This window comes from Paenibacillus wynnii (genome assembly GCF_000757885.1).
In the GTDB taxonomy this organism is placed as follows: domain Bacteria; phylum Bacillota; class Bacilli; order Paenibacillales; family Paenibacillaceae; genus Paenibacillus_AQ; species Paenibacillus_AQ wynnii.
On sequence record NZ_JQCR01000003.1, the window covers coordinates 1103273 to 1122481 of the forward strand.

The 19209-nt window shown below is 44.2% G+C and carries 17 protein-coding genes; 5 read left to right on the forward strand and 12 right to left on the reverse strand.

Annotation, left to right across the window (positions count from 1 at the left end; translation table 11 throughout):
* Positions 1-13: 13 nt before the first annotated feature.
* Positions 14-517 (reverse strand): ferritin, encoded by a 504-nt coding sequence (locus PWYN_RS20440; protein ID WP_036655669.1) that lies wholly within the window; start codon positions 515-517, stop codon positions 14-16.
* 162 nt (positions 518-679) lie between these two features.
* Here PWYN_RS20440 and nagZ point away from each other — a divergent pair, with 162 nt between their 5' ends.
* Positions 680-1966 (forward strand): beta-N-acetylhexosaminidase, encoded by a 1287-nt coding sequence (gene nagZ, locus PWYN_RS20445; protein ID WP_036659017.1) that lies wholly within the window; start codon positions 680-682, stop codon positions 1964-1966.
* A gap of 13 nt (positions 1967-1979) precedes the next feature.
* On the opposite strand, the gene PWYN_RS20450 is transcribed toward nagZ, so the two are convergent.
* Positions 1980-2813, reverse strand: coding sequence for a helix-turn-helix transcriptional regulator (locus tag PWYN_RS20450; protein ID WP_036655671.1), 834 nt, complete (start codon positions 2811-2813; stop codon positions 1980-1982).
* Between the two features lie 150 nt (positions 2814-2963).
* Here PWYN_RS20450 and PWYN_RS20455 point away from each other — a divergent pair, with 150 nt between their 5' ends.
* From PWYN_RS20455 to PWYN_RS20465, 3 genes are all read left to right on the forward strand, one after another.
* Positions 2964-5018 (forward strand): beta-galactosidase, encoded by a 2055-nt coding sequence (locus PWYN_RS20455; RefSeq protein ID WP_036655673.1) that lies wholly within the window; start codon positions 2964-2966, stop codon positions 5016-5018.
* Between the two features lie 412 nt (positions 5019-5430).
* Positions 5431-6165, forward strand: coding sequence for an AzlC family ABC transporter permease (locus PWYN_RS20460; RefSeq protein WP_036655678.1), 735 nt, complete (start codon positions 5431-5433; stop codon positions 6163-6165).
* Positions 6162-6482, forward strand: coding sequence for an AzlD domain-containing protein (locus tag PWYN_RS20465; RefSeq protein ID WP_036655680.1), 321 nt, complete (start codon positions 6162-6164; stop codon positions 6480-6482). Before PWYN_RS20460 ends, PWYN_RS20465 begins: the two co-directional genes overlap by 4 nt.
* A 9-nt stretch (positions 6483-6491) precedes the next feature.
* Here the strand turns inward: PWYN_RS20465 and PWYN_RS20470 are convergent, their stop codons facing one another.
* The 10 genes from PWYN_RS20470 to PWYN_RS20515 all read right to left on the reverse strand — a co-directional run bounded on the left by PWYN_RS20470 (position 6492) and on the right by PWYN_RS20515 (position 18168).
* Positions 6492-7790, reverse strand: coding sequence for a DUF4129 domain-containing protein (locus PWYN_RS20470; RefSeq protein WP_036655682.1), 1299 nt, complete (start codon positions 7788-7790; stop codon positions 6492-6494).
* Positions 7787-8875, reverse strand: a complete 1089-nt coding sequence (locus PWYN_RS20475; RefSeq protein ID WP_036655685.1) for a DUF58 domain-containing protein — start codon at positions 8873-8875, stop codon at positions 7787-7789. The genes PWYN_RS20470 and PWYN_RS20475 overlap by 4 nt, the downstream gene beginning before the upstream one ends.
* Before the next feature lie 3 nt (positions 8876-8878).
* Entirely contained in the window at positions 8879-9856 is a 978-nt protein-coding gene (locus PWYN_RS20480) for an AAA family ATPase (protein ID WP_036655686.1), read from the reverse strand.
* A gap of 84 nt (positions 9857-9940) precedes the next feature.
* On the reverse strand, positions 9941-11029 hold the full coding sequence (locus tag PWYN_RS20485; protein WP_036655687.1) for a GerAB/ArcD/ProY family transporter: 1089 nt from the start codon (positions 11027-11029) through the stop codon (positions 9941-9943).
* A gap of 24 nt (positions 11030-11053) precedes the next feature.
* Positions 11054-12202, reverse strand: a complete 1149-nt coding sequence (locus PWYN_RS20490; RefSeq protein ID WP_036655690.1) for a Ger(x)C family spore germination protein — start codon at positions 12200-12202, stop codon at positions 11054-11056.
* Entirely contained in the window at positions 12199-13647 is a 1449-nt protein-coding gene (locus tag PWYN_RS20495; RefSeq protein WP_036655693.1) for a spore germination protein, read from the reverse strand. The genes PWYN_RS20490 and PWYN_RS20495 overlap by 4 nt, the downstream gene beginning before the upstream one ends.
* 427 nt (positions 13648-14074) lie before the next feature.
* The gene (locus PWYN_RS20500) at positions 14075-15067 is read right to left on the reverse strand and encodes an aldo/keto reductase (protein ID WP_036655696.1); all 993 of its coding nucleotides are present in this window, start codon (positions 15065-15067) and stop codon (positions 14075-14077) included.
* Between the two features lie 92 nt (positions 15068-15159).
* Positions 15160-16014, reverse strand: a complete 855-nt coding sequence (locus PWYN_RS20505; RefSeq protein ID WP_036655698.1) for a DUF421 domain-containing protein — start codon at positions 16012-16014, stop codon at positions 15160-15162.
* Between the two features lie 160 nt (positions 16015-16174).
* Positions 16175-17254, reverse strand: coding sequence for a Gfo/Idh/MocA family protein (locus tag PWYN_RS20510; protein ID WP_052088227.1), 1080 nt, complete (start codon positions 17252-17254; stop codon positions 16175-16177).
* A 26-nt stretch (positions 17255-17280) separates the two neighbouring features.
* Complete coding sequence (locus PWYN_RS20515) at positions 17281-18168, reverse strand: sugar phosphate isomerase/epimerase family protein (RefSeq protein WP_036655702.1); 888 nt, start codon at positions 18166-18168, stop codon at positions 17281-17283.
* Between the two features lie 123 nt (positions 18169-18291).
* Between PWYN_RS20515 and PWYN_RS20520 the strand changes: the two genes are divergently transcribed.
* Positions 18292-19176 carry a helix-turn-helix transcriptional regulator gene (locus tag PWYN_RS20520; RefSeq protein ID WP_036655705.1) on the forward strand — a complete coding sequence of 295 codons (885 nt, stop codon included), beginning with the start codon at positions 18292-18294 and terminating at the stop codon, positions 19174-19176.
* Positions 19177-19209 lie beyond the last annotated feature (33 nt).

Consider the following 19209-nt stretch of genomic DNA (forward strand, 5'->3'; position numbering starts at 1 on the left):
TCACTTTACTTACTTATTCCGTTGGGACAGTAAATGAACGAGATGCAAACTCTGCATCCAACATATAAAAGGCGTTGCTATCTTTATCAATTCGTTTTAGCTTCTGAATGATATTACTGAAAAGGGCTTCTTCTTCCACTTGCTCTTCGATAAACCACTTCAGGAAATGAATCGTTGCATGCTCGCGTTCGTCCAAGGCCAAGTCAGCCAAATGATAGAACTTCTTCGTATTCTGCTGTTCATGTGCAAATGCGTGTTCAAAGGCATCCAGCATGGAATCATACTCATTTTTGGGTTCCGGCAATGCAGCCAATGTGGCACGGAAGCTGCGATCATTGAGGAATTTATATATTTTCATAGCGTGAAAACGTTCCTCTTCTGCCTGTACTAGGTAGAAATTCGCGAATCCGTCCAGACTCTCACTGGAACAATAAGCTGCCATCGCCAGGTACACATGTGCTGAATAAAACTCAAAGTTCATCTGTTCATTAAGAGCGTTCACTAATCCGTCTTTCATTGTACACAATCACCCCTTTTTGATATTATGTATTTCCTGAATACTCTTGTATCTTATCACCGGGTCGATTTCACAGCAAGCCGTGCTAAAATGAGTAGTGTAGGGCAAAATAACAGAACTGAAGGGATGATTATATATATGACTGGTATGGATGGAAATAGAATGAAGATAAGAAAAGCTCACCTGCTTGCTCTACTTTTGTGTGGCACTTTAACCTTAAGCGGGTGTGGGGATAACGGCAATGCACAAGCCAATACGAGTTCTCCCACTCAGCAGCCTCCCTCACCGAAACCATCTGTGCCCACTAATGCCCCTGACAGCACTGAATCCCCGCGTCCAACGGAGGAAAACTCTATCGCAGCACAGATTGCCAATATGACGCTGGATGAGAAAATAGGACAAATGTTGTTGGTTGGTATTGAAGGAACCACGCTGGATGAGTCTGCTAGAAGGATGATCTCCGAAGACAAGGTCGGCGGCATCATACTATATGCGGATAATATCTCTAACCTCCAAGGAATGGTAAAGCTAATTAATAATCTTAAAAAAATAAATGTAGAGAATTCGATTCCCCTGTTTGTTAGTGTCGATCAGGAGGGTGGAAAAGTTAGTCGTATGCCAAAAGAGTTCGTCTCTATCCCTTCTAATAAAAAGGTAGGCGACACCAATAACGCCAAATTGGCCTATACGATGGGTGAACTACTGGGAAGAGAGCTGACCCTTACAGGGTTTAATATGGATTTTGCCCCGGTGCTTGATATTAACAGTAATTCACAGAATCCCATTATCGGTGATCGGTCTTTCGGAAGCTCCGCTTCTAGAGTTACTAAGATGGGTCTGGCCGAAATTAAGGGTTTGCGCAGCGAAAAGATGATCCCAGTGGTCAAGCATTATCCAGGACATGGAGATACCTCGGTAGACTCACATCTTGAACTCCCTGTCGTGAATAAAACAGCCCGGCAGCTGGCCGAATTGGAATGGATTCCATTTCAGGCAGCGATTAAGGATAAGGTGGAAGCAGTAATGGTCGCCCATATTCTGTTTCCGAAGCTTGATCCTGACAAACCAGCATCCCTCTCCAAAGTAATTATAGGAGAACAGCTGCGTGGAGATATGGGGTATGAAGGCGTAGTAATTACGGATGATTTGACTATGGGTGCGATTGTTAAGCATTTTAATTTGGGTACCGCTGCAGTTGATACTATAAAAGCTGGCAGTGATATTCTACTGATCGCCCACGGGTATGATAACGAGAAGCTTGTATTTAATAAAATCAAACAAAGCGTAAAGAATGGAACGATCTCGGAGGCAAGGATTAATGAAAGTGTTCAACGTATTCTAACTTTAAAGAGCAATTATCATTTAAGCGACAAAGAGACCGTTCCTGCTCCAGATCTGACGGCACTTAATCAGGATATTCGGGCTTGGCGTCAGCAGGTGGAGAAGTAAACTTGCCTATGGATTATGATCCGAAGGCTCTACGATATTGATTCGGCGGCATCCCTTCAACCTCTTTGAAGACTTTGATGAAATAACTGGATTGGCTAAAGCCAGCGCCCTGCGCGATTTGTGCCACCGATAACTCGCTGGAGACCAGCAGAAGTTTGGCTCTAGCGAGCCTGCAATCGGTCAGAAATCGGTTCGGCGTCTTTCCCATGATCACTCGGAACAACCTCAGAAAGTGGTAGTTGCTATATCCCGACAGTCGGGCCATGGAATCCAGTGTCCAAGGTCTTTCACATGCTCCATGAATGACGTCCGCAGCACTACGTATGGATCTTCTTACTTCCATAGGAACAGAGCCGTGAAGCGGCTCAGAGTTCTGCAAAAGGGTTCCCAGGACCTCATATAACAGCGCTGATAACCTTGGTTCGCTGTGGGTCTCATAATTAGCACTCAATCGGTACATCTCATCGAATATCGACTCCAGTCCTGTACCCAGATCAAAGGTAAAAAAACTTCCCCTTGATTGATCGACCTCTTCCAACAAAGGTAATGATATTTCGGTCTTAAAATGTATCCATCGGACATCCCAAGGCTCGCTAGGGTCGGAACCGTATTGCTGATAGGCACCCCGCGGGTATATAAATCCTCTCCCTTTTCCCATTTGAATCCTTTCACCGTCATGAAAAACATAACCTTCTCCGCCAAATATTAAATGCAAATTGTAGCTGTTCAGGAATCCCTCGCCTCTTCGTTCCGTATGCTGCGGAAAATCAGTATAATGCCCAAGGAACTCAGGATAACATACATATTTATTAAAAGATGGTGTTGGCAAGACCCATTGCTTTTTCAACGGTTTCACAAGTCTCCATTCAGTAGTCTAACAAGCACGCAATATAGTTATACATTAGCAATATTATGTTATATATCATCATCTACCATAGATAATACAATAGAATGGTAAAGATTAAAAAGCATATTTTTCATACTTTGGAGGGCGAAAATGAAAAAACCTGTTGCTAAAGAACAATTCGAACTTGGCGTCTGCTACTATCCGGAGCACTGGCCGGAAAGCATGTGGGAAGATGATTACCGCCGGATGAGTGAGATGGGCTTCACGATTATTCGTATGGGTGAATTTGCTTGGTCCATATTTGAACCTGAGGAGGGTGTTTTTCAATTTGATCGGTTTGACCGTGCCATTGATTTAGCACACCGTTATGGACTGAAGGTCGTGTTGGGAACCCCTACCGCTACCCCTCCCGCCTGGCTGACTTCTAAATATCCTGAAGTTCTTAATGTGACCTATGAAGGTGTAACCCTGCAACATGGTATGCGCCGTCATTATAACTACAGCAGTCCTAAATACCGTGAACTGTGTGCTCGTATAACTGATCAGTTGGCAAGCCAATACGGCACTCACCCCGGTGTGGTTGGCTGGCAGATTGATAATGAGCTCAATTGTGAGATCAATGTCTTCTACTCAGACAGTGACCATAACGCTTTCAGAGAATGGTTGCAGCGAAAATACGTCACTTTGGAAGAATTGAACAACGCCTGGGGTACGGTATTCTGGAGTCAAAGTTACAGTGATTGGTCTCAGGTGTATTTGCCGCGACCAACACCTTCTCCTAACCAGCCCAATCCGCATCAGGCTCTAGATGAGAAACGTTTCATATCCGATAACACCATTTCTTTTGCTAAAATTCAGGCTGACATTCTCCACGCGAAAGCTCCACAACAGTGGGTCACAACCAATGGTTTGTTTGGGCATCTGGACAGCCATGAAATGACCGATCAGTTGCTGGATTTCTTCAGTTATGATTCGTATCCACAGTTCTCGAGCATTTTCCATGATGCGGCAGAGGACAATCCGCTAAGAGATAGGAACTGGGGCCTTTCACTCTCAGCTGTCCGCTCCATCTCCCCTAACTTCTGCATCATGGAACAGCAATCCGGCCCGGGAGGTTGGGTGAACCGAATGAACATGCCTTCACCGAAACCTGGACAAATGCGGTTATGGACCTACCAATCTATCGCTCATGGGGCAGATATGGTTCTCTTCTTCCGTTGGCGCACAGCCACCATGGGCAATGAAATCTACTGGCATGGAATCAATGACTACCATAACCAACCTAACCGAAGAGTACGGGAAGCCACTCAGATCGGTCAAGAGTTGGCAGCGATAGGCAAGTCAATTATAGGTACACGAATACAAGCGAATATAGCGATCGTGCGTGATTACGATAATGAATGGGACGGGGAATATGATGTTTGGCACGGCCCTTTTATGTGGCAAAGCAACAAAGAATGGTTCAAGGCCCTTCAACGGAAGCATATCCCTAACGATGTACTCTATTTGCGAAAAACCACGACCTTAGAGGAACTTACTCGCTATGAGGTTCTGGTGTACCCCCATCCAGCGATAATGAGAGATGAGACAGCTTCCTTACTGGATCAATATGTTCAGCAGGGCGGAAAGCTTATCTTTGGTTGCAGAACCGGTTATAAAGATGAGCGCGGCCAATGTTACATGAAACCTTTCCCCGGAGCAGCCAAAGATCTATGCGGAATTACGGTGGAGGAATTTACGATGATAAATGGCACGCGCCTTCCAACCACTATCCGCTGGGGAGATAAACCGGAAGATATTACCGGGGCAGATTCCTTTAATGATATTCTTCACGTTGAAGCCGACTCTGTTCAAGTCATGGGTACCTACGCCTCTGATTACTACGCTGGGAAACCGGCAGTTACAAGAAATATTCGCGGTAAAGGGGAAGTTTGGTATTACGGAGCTGTATTTAATGAGCAGGCATCCACTCGAATCCTGGATTACCTGGGATTCCAATCTCCGGCTGAATCTTGGCTTGAACTTCCGGATAGTGTAGAGCTTCAAATTCGTGAAGGGGATTCCTCTCATTACACTTTCCTGCTGAACTACAATGAAGAACCTGCTGCTCTCGTTCTTAAAGAGGAGAAACGGGATCTGTTGACAGGTAAAATAATCTCGGGGGCACATAGTCTCGAAGGGTTTGGTGTATTAGTGTTATATTGATTTTCAGTTACATTGCAATCAAGAGGCTGTCCCATAAGTCCATGGTATTTTGGATTTACAAAAGAAACCTCCCCTTTGAAATGGTTGTGTGGTAACTCCATTTTACCAAAGGGAGGTTTCTTTTTGTGATTTTTGGAAGAATTATAGAAGCTTTTTCCGCTTAAACAGCGGAGAGAATGGAACGATTGCGTAAAAGCGGTAGCGTTCGCCTTTGTGTCCGGATTTTCACCGTTAAGGGGAATAAATAAAATCTGGACACAACAGCGATTGTAGCAACGGTCCGTTCGCGGAGCGTCCCCACTAGCACAACCGTCTATCCAACTCCAAAAACAACGGGCTTTGACTATGAATTGACAGAAAATAATTTTGCTTTTATAGTGATTATAATTTGGCCAAATAAGGAGGGGATGTAATGAACCTGGAGACCGCCCGGATCGATTCACATGCGGCCCCAGAACATGAGGACAGTTTTATTAAGGGGGTTAAGGATTGTCTCCCTACTCTACTGGGATATTTAAGCATAGGCTTTGCGGCTGGTGTGGTCGAGAAAACCGCGGGACTTACGATACCGGAAATCGCCATGATGTCCATCATTTTATACGCAGGTTCTGCTCAGTTTATAGCTGCCGGAATGATTGCAGCCGGAAGTACCGCGTCGAGTATTGTCATTACGATCCTATTCGTTAACCTTCGGCATTTGCTGCTTAGTGCGGCACTGTCACCTTATTTCCGTCATCTGACTCCGTTGCGTAATTTGCTGATTGGGTCCCTGCTCACCGATGAGACCTTCGGAGTAGCTATTACGGAGAGCGCCAAAAAGAATAAAATTAGCGAAAAATGGATGCACGGTTTGAACATCACAGCCTACCTGAATTGGATTCTTGCCAACTTAGCCGGGGCTTTTCTTGGACAGTGGATTTCTAATCCGGAAAAATTAGGTTTGGATTTCGCACTGCCTGCCATGTTCATCGGGCTGTTGGTACTAACCATCCTTAGCAGAAGTAAATACGCCATGGATATCATTGTGGGTCTGATAGCTATGCTGATAGCGATTGTTGTTTCTTTGGTATGGTCAGCCAGTATGGGTGTTATTGCTGCAACGATCGCAGCCTCAACAATTGGAATGGTGGTTGAAAAGTCGAAATGAGAATGGACATTTTCTTGATTATTATAGGCGCAGCCTTAGTTACCTTTATTCCTCGAGTCCTACCGCTCATGCTCCTTAGCCGTGTTAATCTTCCTGAATGGGGAATGCGTTGGTTAAATTATGTGCCCATTGCAGTTATGGCAGCTTTGGTTGCACAGGCGCTATTCATACAAGATGAGCATTTCTCGCTATCTAGCAATAATCTTGAACTAATAGCAGCGTTACCAACTTTTTGGGTTGCTGTGAAGACCCGTAGCTTATTGGGTACGGTCGTTGTCGGGATGATTTCCTTAATGGTGTTACGCTTTTTCTTATGAAGCATATGGTTATACCTTCAATTGCTCTTTCAGTGCAGCCACGTCAGCGTCGGAAGGCTCTACTTCTCCGTATCTAGCCTTTTCATACATCTCAAGAAGCTTATCCGGTGCGATCTGACTGCTAGCCCACTTTAATACATCTTCTCCCGTCTCCCTGGGAGTAAGATAGCTCTTAGCTTCATAGCCTTTCTCCCGCTTGGAACGGAGCCATTGCCGGTATAACCACCTAACGCGCTCTTTGCTTCCGTTCATATTCTCCCAAAGGTCACGGCGGGTACCCACAGCTAACTTGAATCTCCAGAAATCCTTAATGCCATGAACTGTTTTCTCCCAACTAAATACACTCTTCTCTTCATCAACATACACATTGTTATTTCGCGGTGATTGCTCCCTTCTAAGTAAGGTCAATAGTGCATCAATCGCTCTATGCCATATCCCTCCCGTATTTCTATACAACCATCGAAGAGTGAGATAGATTAAGGCTCCCACTGCCGCGGCTCCCAATATGTAAAAAGAGATATTCAGAATGTGCGCCAGCAGACCGGGTTCGTTATTCTCCCCCATCGGCATCCCAGGCATAATGGCTGGAGGCGCTTCTTCCTTAACAGGGGGCGGACTTGTATTTGAGAATAAACGAATGATCCATCCCAAGAAATTTCGTACCGCATTCCAAACCCATAAACCTATGATTTTACCCGTACCAGCCGCTAAGAGTGCTGTGATACTAACAAAAAAGAAGACAAATACTTGATTGTGTCTTCGAAGCCCTTGAGGCAAAGGTGAGGATCCCCCGGATAGTGAGCTGTATCGCAAATGATTGCGGTTAGTCATTAGTAAAGCAAGAACAACACATAGAATTCCAGCCCTGGTTATTAGCGTAGTACTCTCCTGAAGCTGCGGAATTCTTTGAAAAAATATAGCAGCCATAAAATATAGAGCAATGCCTACCCAGTAAATACGGAATGAATATATACGCGAGACAGCGGTCATACCCAGATATGAACATGTGCAGCCAGCAACAGTCATGGAGATGGCAGACATGGTTAGCCCGCCCATCAATAGTCCTATCCCCACACCCAGCAGCAGAGAACCCATAAGCTGCTTCCAATGGATATGGAAGTATGATCGAATAAGAATCCCTGTGAGTGTCAGTAAAGGTAAGACCGACATCCATATCGGATTGATCCCGGCGGGAAGGATATATACCTGAAACAGAACCCAGATCGGTAGGACCATCATAAGTTCGATAAGACAAGATATCCAGAGCTTAACGCTTTCCCTGAGATAAAAGACTGAAGAGGGTTTCATACGAAATCACCCTCCTGTTCCGGAATGTCCAACCATTCCACTCCATTCCCTTGCTGCAATAACTGCTCAGCAGCTATCTGCAGTTCGTGACCTCTATGACAGGTAATAATTAGAAAATCGGAGTCACTTTCTCCATTCTCAGCTTGAAGCTCTAACAATCTACTCATAGGCAGTGTTCGCTCCAGAGTCAGCTTAGATAGCAGCTCCAGTAGCTCTTCCAACCCGGATATCGCTGCGGATATAACGGGCTCTCTGAATTCGCTGTCCTCGAGCTTACCATTACATATAAATCTTATCTCGATACCATGTTGAAGAGCATATTCTCCGATGGTTGCGGCATACCGTACGCCAAGCTCGATCCGCTCTATGTCTGTTACTGTTCTCCACATAGAGTCGCTTATCTCCACATTCAGCCCGATAACAAGCCGGGAATCCGCTGTGTAGTCTTTCTTATGGACCTGCATCATACCGGTTCGTGCCGTTGCTTTCCAATTTACTAGTCCCATAGAATCCCCTGAACTGTACTCCCGAATTCCAGCCGTTAAAAAAGGATCCTCTACGATCCATCTTTTCACGGGCAGTTCTCCAAGCCAGCTATGAATAGGAAGAGGAAGTTCTGACATATCTAAGATCATAGGGTATACCAACAGTTCAAGTTGAAGCGGAAAGGTTTTGACTTTGGAAGACATACCGAAAAGATCTCCAGTCGTCATGGTGACAGATTCCAGTCGATAGAATCCCCGCCGCTCACAAGTCACTAAATGACGCCGCTTGATGTGACGATAGGATCGCAGATAGAATAAGCTGATATGGTTTTGATAAATCTCCCCGGTATGAATACCCAGGTTCTCTTGTCTGCCGAATTCTATTCCGCGGGCTATGCTCGATTCTAAACGCAGCCACGGGAGGGGAAGCAGCTTGTCGTTAATAATCTCCTCGACCATCTCAATGCGATCTCCTTCATAAGCAGCCTTTGTCGAGAAATATCTAGAGTAACTAACGGCTGTTAAAGCATTCCGCTGATAAACTATGGAGACAATAAGCAGCAGTATACCCGTAAAGAGGATGAAACCGGGTAGAGCCATCGCTTAATCCACCCTTCCAGATCGGGTGAGAACTAACTTTTCTACGGGTACCTCCACTTGTTGCAGCACTTGATTGACGAGTTCTGCAGCTTGACCCTCCCGGGATTTCAGACCATGGTTGAATAGCAGCCGATGGGCAAGTACCGGCACGGCGACGGCTTTAATATCATCCGGTGTAACATAATCTCGTCCACGAACCAGAGCATAACCTTGTGCAGATCTCAGTAAAGCACCGCTGGCTCGAGGACTTGCCCCCAGCTTCACTGAGGGGGACTTACGTGTTGCTTCAGTAATATGAATAATGTAAGAAAGCAAATCATCGCTGATCATGACCGAAGCAGCAAAACGTTGTGCAGCTACAACTTGTTGAGCGGTTACGACAGCAAGTGTTGTATCCAGGGGGTTATTCTGCCGAAAACGCTGAAGAATATGAATCCCTTCCTCTGATGAAGGATATCCAGTCGTTATCCGCATTAGAAAGCGGTCCAGTTGAGCCTCGGGCAGCGGGAAGGTACCATGGTTATCTATCGGATTCTGAGTGGCTATAACCAGAAAAGGCGCCTCTAGTTCATGGGTAACACCGTCAATTGTAATTTGACGTTCCTCCATACATTCAAGCAAACTGGATTGCGTTCGAGGGGTTGCACGATTGATTTCATCAGCCAGCAACACGTTGGCGAATACAGGACCGGGTCTGAATTGGAAATCTCCTAATTTTTGATTATAGTAGTTTATTCCACTCAAATCTGAAGGCAATAAATCCGGAGTAAATTGAATTCTTTTAAATGTGCAGTCCAAAGATCGGGCGAGTACTTTTGCCAATAAGGTTTTACCCGTTCCTGGTACATCCTCCAATAGAACGTGACCGTTAGCTAACATAGCAGTCAACAGCAAGTCTACCCCATCTTCTTTTCCAACAATGACCTTGGCCAAATTATCTCTTATCGATTGGATTAGTTCGGTTACCTCTTGAAGATTCATATAATTAACACCATCCTATTAGAAAAAGGTATGTACTGGAATTAATCATAACAGAAAGCGCCTACATTTTATAATAATAGAGCCTTACCTCGGCATCCCTTTTCTGAATCGAATGAAAGCCCCTATGGAGTAATAAACAGGTATGCATTCAACAAATAGCCAAATGAGTGCCGTCGTAAAGGATTTATAATGTATGAAATAGCTGGCGATATTTCGTGAATAAATATAGGCAATCGCTACAGAAACCGTAATAAGTGCTGGGATAATGTACTTACTTCCCCGTCCTTTTGTAAGATTCGATACACATCTGAAAGCTACATAGATCAGAAAGGAACTGTGAATAAACATGGAGGAAGACCATACTCCAATCAAAAGGGGATCTATATTGCTGAGGATATCATCTTGTGACGAGCTTCGCACCATATCCACTAGCGGATAATTAAGATCTTTCCCCAAATGCGGACCGAAATGTAGTAATGTCATTAACCAATCGAGTAACACAATGATAAGTACAGCTAAACCCGCGAGAAAAATCTTCTTAAACATCCTAGCCTCCATTTTCAAATCCGGTACTACAAAAAGAAATACAACCCATTCGGCAAACCATGACATCACTACAAAAGAATCTTTAACCGCAATCCCCGGTTCATGATAATGGATTAAGGCCGGGAGCATACTGAATTCCGCATTAGGCAAAAATATAAACAAAGAAAACACAATCGCTGCACAAAAGATTAAAAATATTCCATCAGCCATATAAACAAGCGCGGTAAAGCCCAAGCTGGCTGTGTACATAATTACAAGTCCAAGCACACATTGGAGGAATAAAGGCGGAGTACCTCTTAAATAATTGGAACCAAAAAATAGAACGAAATTCTGGATATCAAAGGCAACAAAATAAATACACCAGCATAAAAGAATAACCAGCACAAATCGATGTCCCCATTTACCTACAATATCCCTACCAAAGTCTACCCAAGCCTGATTCGGTCTCAGCATTCCCACATGAATCGTAAACATCAAAATAATCACCGATAATGCAAAGCCAGCTAATAATGCAATCCACCCCTGATAAGATGAGGTTGTAATGAGAATAGGGATTAAAAACACAGTGACTTGTGAGCACAAATAGATGAGTGTAAAACGAAAAAGCTGCCATCTCGTGGTTTGCATTCCATAGCTCCTCCTTTCAAAAGATTATTTCGCAGCTCCAAAATTGCTAATATGAATGTGTGTGGAAACCTTAATTTCGGCATCATGAGTATAATAATCTTCCCAATTGGTTTGGAGCTTCTTCCATCGCTGCGGGTAATTCCATTCCATAAGAAGACCTAAATGCAAGACATCCGTGCCTGCTTTCTGCGTTTTTCGAATGGCATCTGAAACCTCCCCGGAAATTTTTTGTTCAAGTTTTTCCGTTATTGTGGCAGAAATCGCCTTAATATCATGTAGTTCAGAGTTCTTAATGGATACCATGCTCGCTGTTCCTTGTAATGAGATTTTAAAGATTGGACCCTTTTTAGATAATGAGACGGCTTTAGAAGATTTAGAAAAGGTGATAAGAGCACTGGCAGTCCCTTTACCTTCGTCCCATGTGATGGAGTACAACGGAAAGTGGATATTTCCTTGTGCCCAGGCCAAGGCTATCCCCTCTCTAACATTGAGAGAGCCCTTCATCTTGTCTTTTTGATACAATGCTGCACCCTGGATCCCTGCCCAATATTCCGGCTTTCCTATTTCGACGGACTCCGGTTTGGTGCCAATGTTTAAATACGTTAAGGCAAATCCGGAGTAGGATGCTTCAGCGATTAAACAGTCTTTGATAGTGGTTTTAAACATGAAGTTATCCGAAGCGAAATTCAACAGTACTTGAGAAGGCTGTTGTTCATAAACCGGTGTTAACTTCGTTATTTCCTTTGCCCTCCCTGAACAGCCAAGAACATAGGTTCCGAGTGGAAAACCAGGTTCTCTCTTTAGCCATTCCAAGAGCTCGCTAATTCCTTTTTTGGCATAGTCTTCTCCGATAACGACCACTTTAAGGTGGGAAAGAGTAATCCGGCGAGTTAGATCCCGTTGGATGGAAATCATCGCTTCGGTTATAGTCGGTGCAGTCTTTGACACAATAGAATAGGGTTTACCGTCTCCACCCCCGCTTGACGCTTGCTGGGCTGACATTAGACGATTAGGCAAAGGTGTGCTGATCGTGACCTCCACCGTACCGGGTTTCTTTCCATTATCTACATATAAGCCAAATACAAACGTCAAGTCATCCAACTCTTCCTTAGACCAGCACCCTGTCAAACTAAGAATTAAGAGCGCAACAACTCCCAGTTTTATATATTTCATTTCTTAGCTTGTCTCCTTTGCTTCCCTTTGGAATAGGCAGTGCTTCGTTTCTTCATCCAGGGAGATGGGACACGCAGTAAGGTATCCTTCCAATCCTGGAGGACGAGTGGAGCGATCGGCTGTAAATACGGAGTTCCGAATGACTTCAGATTCGCTAGATGTCCATAAATAATAAAGACGGCGGCGAACACACCGATTAACCCCATGGTTCCACCCAAGATCAATAGACCAAATCTTAATAATCTTGAGGTCAAACCGAGTTCCATGTGCGGAATAATATAGGAGGCAATTCCAGTAATGGATACCACAATTACCATGGGAGCAGATACAATACCTGCCTGCACTGCGGCTTGGCCAATAACGATACCGCCAATGATTGAGATGGTCTGTCCGACAGGCTTGGGGATCCGCGTTCCAGCCTCCCTAATGGCTTCAAAGGTGAGCTCCATCAATAAGGCCTCAGTCAACGCTGAGAAAGGAATATTTTCACGTGCGGCTGCGATGGTTACTAATAGGTTGTACGGAATAATTTCAGAATGAAATGTGGTAATCGCTATATAGAGGGATGGTAGAGTTGTAGAGAGAATGGAGAAAAACAGACGTAGGATACGAATCCAGCTTCCAGCATAGGGGCTCTGGTAGTAATCCTCTGAGGACTGCAGCAGTGAAAAAAAGGTCGCAGGTGCAAGCAGTGCTGAAGGCGTACCATCCGTCAATATGCCAATCCGCCCTTCCATTAAAGAAGCGGCAACAGAATCAGGTCGCTCCGTATATTGAAATATGGGAAAAGGAGTGGGTTTGTTTGTTTTCAAATGCTCCGCCAGATAACTGCTTCCCAGAATCCCGTCAATCGAGATGTTCTTCAGCTTTTCATCAATATCAGCCAAAACCTCCGGTTTATGTAAACCTTCAATATAGACAACATATACATCTGTTTTTGTGTATTTGCCAATGGTATAAAGCTTAATCTTTAAATCCGGGTGCTTGATCTTATGACGAAGCAGGGATAGATTACTTTGAATATCCTCAATAAAAGCCTCCTGGGGGCCAATGACTACTAATTCATTCTTGGATTCAGAAATGGCTCTTTTTTGATACTGCGTTAGTTTAAAATAATATAGAAAAGGAAGTCCTTCAATATATAGAACCACATTACCAGCTACAACAAGATCGATTGCTTCTGCCAGATCAAAAGCTTTAATGGAAGGGAGTGGAAATACTGACTCTCTATCTAGACGCTCCAAAAAAACCGGCCAATTAGAATTATTAGAATTTGCTTCTGCTTGAAGCGGTAAGCTAATGAAGTTCTGTACGCTCTGATTTTCTACAATGGAAGGAATGTACATTAGCATACAAGTATGACCATGAACACGAATGGACTGATTTACTGCATCCGTACAGTCCGTGAGTTGCTCCTTGATACGATCCAATATCCTGTCAGTCATGCTGCTCACCTCCAATAAGAAAACTGTGAAGTGATCTTATTTTGCCATTTATTGTCTGAATTATGTAAACAGGTTAAAAAATAGCCACACACTGTCACGCTAGACAGCATTCAACGCATTCTGGAAGAGGTACTTAGAGGGATATTGGTGGAGAGCGTATTCTATTGGGGGCGAGCGTATTTTGGTGGACAGTGAAGCCTCTATTTACTGAAATCAACGATTACCAAAATGTATGCGGACTGTGTGGACGTTAATGGTTCCAATACCGTGGTTTATAATGCTTTTACAGTGTAATAGTGGCTCTGGTGTCCCCATACTCTCCCAAAAGGCCGTATTTGTAGAAATAGCGTCTGTACAGTCCGTATGTGCAACAAGCCAGCCTCCGAATTATCAGAGACTGGCTAGTTTATGTTTACGATTCATCTACTTAATTTCTAAAATCAAGCCCGCCCAATACCGGATGCGGAACATAAGGTTCTTCTAACCGGTGGAGTTCTTCTGGACTTAGTCGAACAGAAACAGCGGAGGCAGCATCTTCTAAATGATACATCTTAGTCGCTCCGATTATAGGGGCCGAAACCGGCTGCTTCTGAAGGACCCAAGCAAGTGCCACCTGTGCACGTGGAATGCCTCGCTCTTCGGCAATTTGTTTAACACGCAGGGCGACAATACGGTCTGCCTCCTCCGTTTGTGAATAGAGTTGCTTTGCAAATTGGTCTGTCTCCGAACGTAAACTGCTTTCCTCCCAATCACGGGTTAAACGACCTCGAGCAAGCGGACTCCAAGGAATCACACCGATACCTTCTTCTTTACACAGTGGCAGCATTTCGCGTTCCTCCTCCCGATAGAGAAGATTTAGATAATTCTGCATAGAAATAAATCGAGTCCAGCCATGGCGCTCGGAAGTATTCAGCGCTTTCAGAAATTGCCAAGCATACATGGAGGAAGCTCCGATATAGCGAGCCTTTCCGGCTTTAACTACATCATGAAGGGCCTCCATCGTCTCTTCGATTGGCGTTTCACTATCCCAGCGGTGGATTTGGTACAAATCTACATAATCGGTACCGAGCCGTTTAAGGCTGTGGTCAATTTCTGTCATGATTACTTTACGAGAAAGACCGCCGCCGTTAGGACCCGGCCGCATTCTACCATGGACTTTTGTAGCGAGTACAACCTCATCCCGGTATGCGAAATCTTTTAAAGCCCGTCCTACGATCTCCTCACTGGTTCCATCGGAATAAATATTGGCCGTATCAAAAAAGTTAATTCCAAGCTCTAATGCTTTCTTGATAAAGGGTCGGCTTTCTTCCTCATTTAAAGACCAAGAGTGAGAGCCACGATCAGGAATTCCATAGCTCATACAACCCAGACATATACGTGAAACATCGAGTCCGCTAGAACCTAACTTTGCATATTCCATCTACATATTCCTTCTTTCCAAGGTTATAAAGAGAAGATCATGTATAGTATAGCGCATGAGATACCATAGATGGAAATCCATACCTAACTAATTCAAATGAAAGGTTTCAGTTTCTGCAAAAGATTTCGGAGCTGCTCAGAGGATTCTTCATAAATTATTTTGGCCTGATTATTATGTGTAAACAAACTGATCCTCGCCAGATCTTCTTCACATTTTTCAAGTAAAGCATATAATTGCGGCTTATCCTGAGATTTTGGCTTTTGGATTTTATCCGCGTATAAGTCTACCGTCAGTTCACCGTAAGCATCCACTTGCCCCATGAAAACATCCTCAACAGTAATAGCACGCTTCACCAATTCCCTTTGCAGCCAAGTTCGTGTCAATCCGAAGGAATCTAAAGAATCATCCATCATATTTCCATCCATGATTACAGTTTGCGGCGCCTCTTCCGTTGCTATTTGGATCCCAAGGAGTTTCGGTGTCAACGGTTGATTTTCCCTGGTTAGCATCACATTGATCCCACCGTCCGTCTCCATAACAGCAAACTCGACATCTGCAACCCTGAACACATCTTTTTTTCGCAGGGCTGCCAGTAAGTCATCAGTCGTTAAGCGCTCTTTTTTTAGATTATCTTCTAATATCTTTCCATCTTTGATTAACACAGTTGACTTACTGTCAATGAAATCTCTTGCCTTTTTGCTTTTCATTTGTAAAATCTCAATACCAAATGAAACGCCGATCCACACAGCAAGCGCTAAAAGCCCTAAATACCATTTCTTATCCGTATCAAGAGATATATAGGCGGCCAATCCCCCAATGGTGATACCTGTAATGTACTCAAAGACTGAAAGCTGTGAAACTTGCCTTTTCCCCAGCAATTTAGTTAGGAAGAAAAGTACACCGATTGAAAATAGCGTCCGAAAAATAACTTCCAACGATTCCATCATCTGGTAGTCTCCCTTTACTTATATATACGATTTCTTGTAATCCTAATTATTCGCCTATAAGAAGAAAACCATCCATTTCCTATTGGCACGTTTAAAAGCAAACAGCCATGCCCTCATATACCGAGAGCATGACTGTACGATTTACTGCAACATATTTACTTCAGTTTGAGAATGAACTGCTATGCTGAAACTGACTATTCGGAGTCTTTATGAACTTTTCAATGTTAATCTTTCTACCCGTCTTGGTGCTTTCGAGTGCACCTAGAACCATAGCCATACTGAACCGATTATCCCGGCAATCCGTTTCTGCGGGACGGTTCTCTTCAAGTGAAAGGAACAGCTCATCCAAACAACCTTGATGGAACGTGCGCTGGAGATCGATAACCCCCCCTTCAACCCGTGTGTGCTCCCGAGTGAATTTACCGGTTTGATCCCCCTCCGATATAACCTCGGCATAAGGAGCTCCAATTCCATCCCAAATCGCTGTTCCTTTCTCACCGGAAATACGCCAAGAGGCTTCCCATGATGTAGGAACACCTTCTGCGCACCAAGAGCCTTGATAGCAGAATATGGAGCCGTCTGACATTTCAAAGATACAAATGGCGGATGCATTTCCTTTATACCAGGAGCCTGGAGGATTGAATTCCTGACAATAGACCGAAACAGGGTCTGCCCCGATGATCATCCTAGCTGCATCGAATGTATGAATTGCCATATCCAACAGTAAAGGACTGTCCATCATATCCCGAAAACCGCCAAAATGAGGGCCTAGAAAAAACTCAGCACCCATATAACCGGGCCTGCCGATAGTTCCTGATCTAATCAATTCTTGCAAAGAACGAATTCGGGGGTCAAAGCGCCGATTTTGCATGACTGCATGTGATCTCCCCGTAAGATCGGATAAGGCTACAATTCCATTACATTGCTCCATTGTTTCGGCAAGCGGTTTTTCTCCAAAAACATCACAACCAAGCTCCATGGAAGCAGTTGCAATATTGTAGTGACTTGCAGGTACTGTAACGTCAAATACCAGATTGGCTCCCGTTTCCTTGATCGCTTCTTCTATATTGTCAAAGAGTCGGCAGGATAGTCCTTTCTTATCCGCCATCACCTTAGCGAATTCAAGCTTAATATCAACGAGAGCAACCATTTCTACATCCGAACGATTTAAAGCGTAATCAATCCAGGCATTAGACATCCCTCCGCAGCCCGCAATAATGACTCTGTATTTGACAGCCATATCCCTATTCACTCCCCGCTTTCGGTTCAGACCGGATTAGGCACAAAGCTGCCGCCCCGACAGTTTTTCAAATAATTCAAAGCGTGAACCTGACCTGTCATCTCTAACTCATCTCTATATACCGGATCATGCCAACCTTCAATGTCAATCGTTCCTTTGTAGCCGGCTTGGCGAAGAATGGAGATGATATCCGTCCAGTTGGTATCCCCAAAGCCCGGTGTACGGTGCCACACATAAGGTTTCGGACCGTGAATCCCGTATTCTTTTACAATATCCCAAGCAATCGTAGCGTCTTTGCCATGTACATGGAACACTTTATCCATCCATTTACGCAGCTGCGGGATCGGATCTATCAAAGCCACCATCTGATGACAAGGTTCCCATTGAAGACCCATATTGTCGGAAGGAAAAGCATTGAACATCATTTCCCATGCTGTTGGGTTATGCGCAATATTCCAATCCCCGGAGGACCAATCACCATCCATAGCACAGTTCTCAAAAGCAATACGCAGACCGCGATCAGCCGCTCTTTTCGAAAGCTCTCCAAATACTTCTGCATACTTTGGAATGGATTGGTCGATGGAACAGCCTGGCAAACGCCCCGTAAAGCCTGAAACTATATCCGTCCCGAATAAATGGGCATGGTCAATAAGCCGTTCCCAGCTTGCCACCGTATCCGCATTGTCACCTGTATTGGTTAGAGGATTTCCGAAAATACCCACTGTAGAAATAACAAAGTTATGTTTATCCGCTAATTCACTTACACGTTTCGCTGTTTCCGTTAGATCTGTATCTCCGGTGGTTTGCCAGAAGGTTAGGCTAAAAGATTCGAAGCCGTGGGAAACGATTTGGGGAATGACCTTAACCGCAGAATCGCCGCCCACCAATGTACCTATTCTTAATGAATCCATCATCTTGATACCACTCCAATATTGGTTTATAGTTACTTCAACAACCTTAGTATATAGGTGATAAAGAGACATTTCTCTCATTATCTTGTGTAATAATAGTACAATCTTGTGGGAGTTGAGCAGCCAGTGACCAATCCAAGAGAGCTTAAGGAATATCCTCAATTACAGGAAAAAACGTATCCTTTTCGCTTATTTTTTAATACAACGCTTGATACTAAAGTAAATCAGAACATCCTTTTTTTACACTGGCATGAGCATTTCGAGATTATTGTTATGGAACAGGGCAGCGCTGTTTTCCATATCGACAGCCAGCCTTATGAAGCACAGCAGGGAGATGTTTTGATTGTCCCTTCCGGGGGACTTCATGTCGGTTACAGCTTGCAAGGCGGGGATATTCGATATGTATCCATCGTAATTCACAGCACTTTATTTAATGATTGGGTCCCTGACCCGCTGCACGAGAAATTTGTTGCGCCTTATTTGGATAATCGCCTCCAGTTCCCGGTTAAACCAGATGAGCAGAATCAAACCTCGTCCGTTTATTACTCACTCTTATCCGGAATCATCGCTGAATATCAAGAAAAGGGTCCAGCCTACCAGCTCATCATCAAGAATCAGCTGCATCTGCTGTTCACCTTGTTATCTCGAGCCTTCCTCCCCCATCAGCAGATTGGGAAGCCCAAAGAACGTCTCTCTATTAACAGAGAACGCTTTAAACCGCTTTTGGAGCATCTTGAAGTGCATTTTACCGATAAAATATCAATAGAGGAAGCCGCCAAATCAGTAAATCTGAATCCCTATCATTTCTGCAAAACTTTCAAAAAGCTGACTGGACGTACGTTTGTGGATTATGTAAATGTATGCCGTATGGATGAGGCTGAACGGCTGCTGCTGGAAACACACCTTAGTGTAACCGAAATCGCCGGCACGGTGGGCTGTGACAATCCGAATTATTTTACCAAACTATATAAGCAATACAAAGGGCTGACTCCCTCGCAAGCCAGAAAATAAGAATTAACATTACTCATTTAACAAAAGGACCAC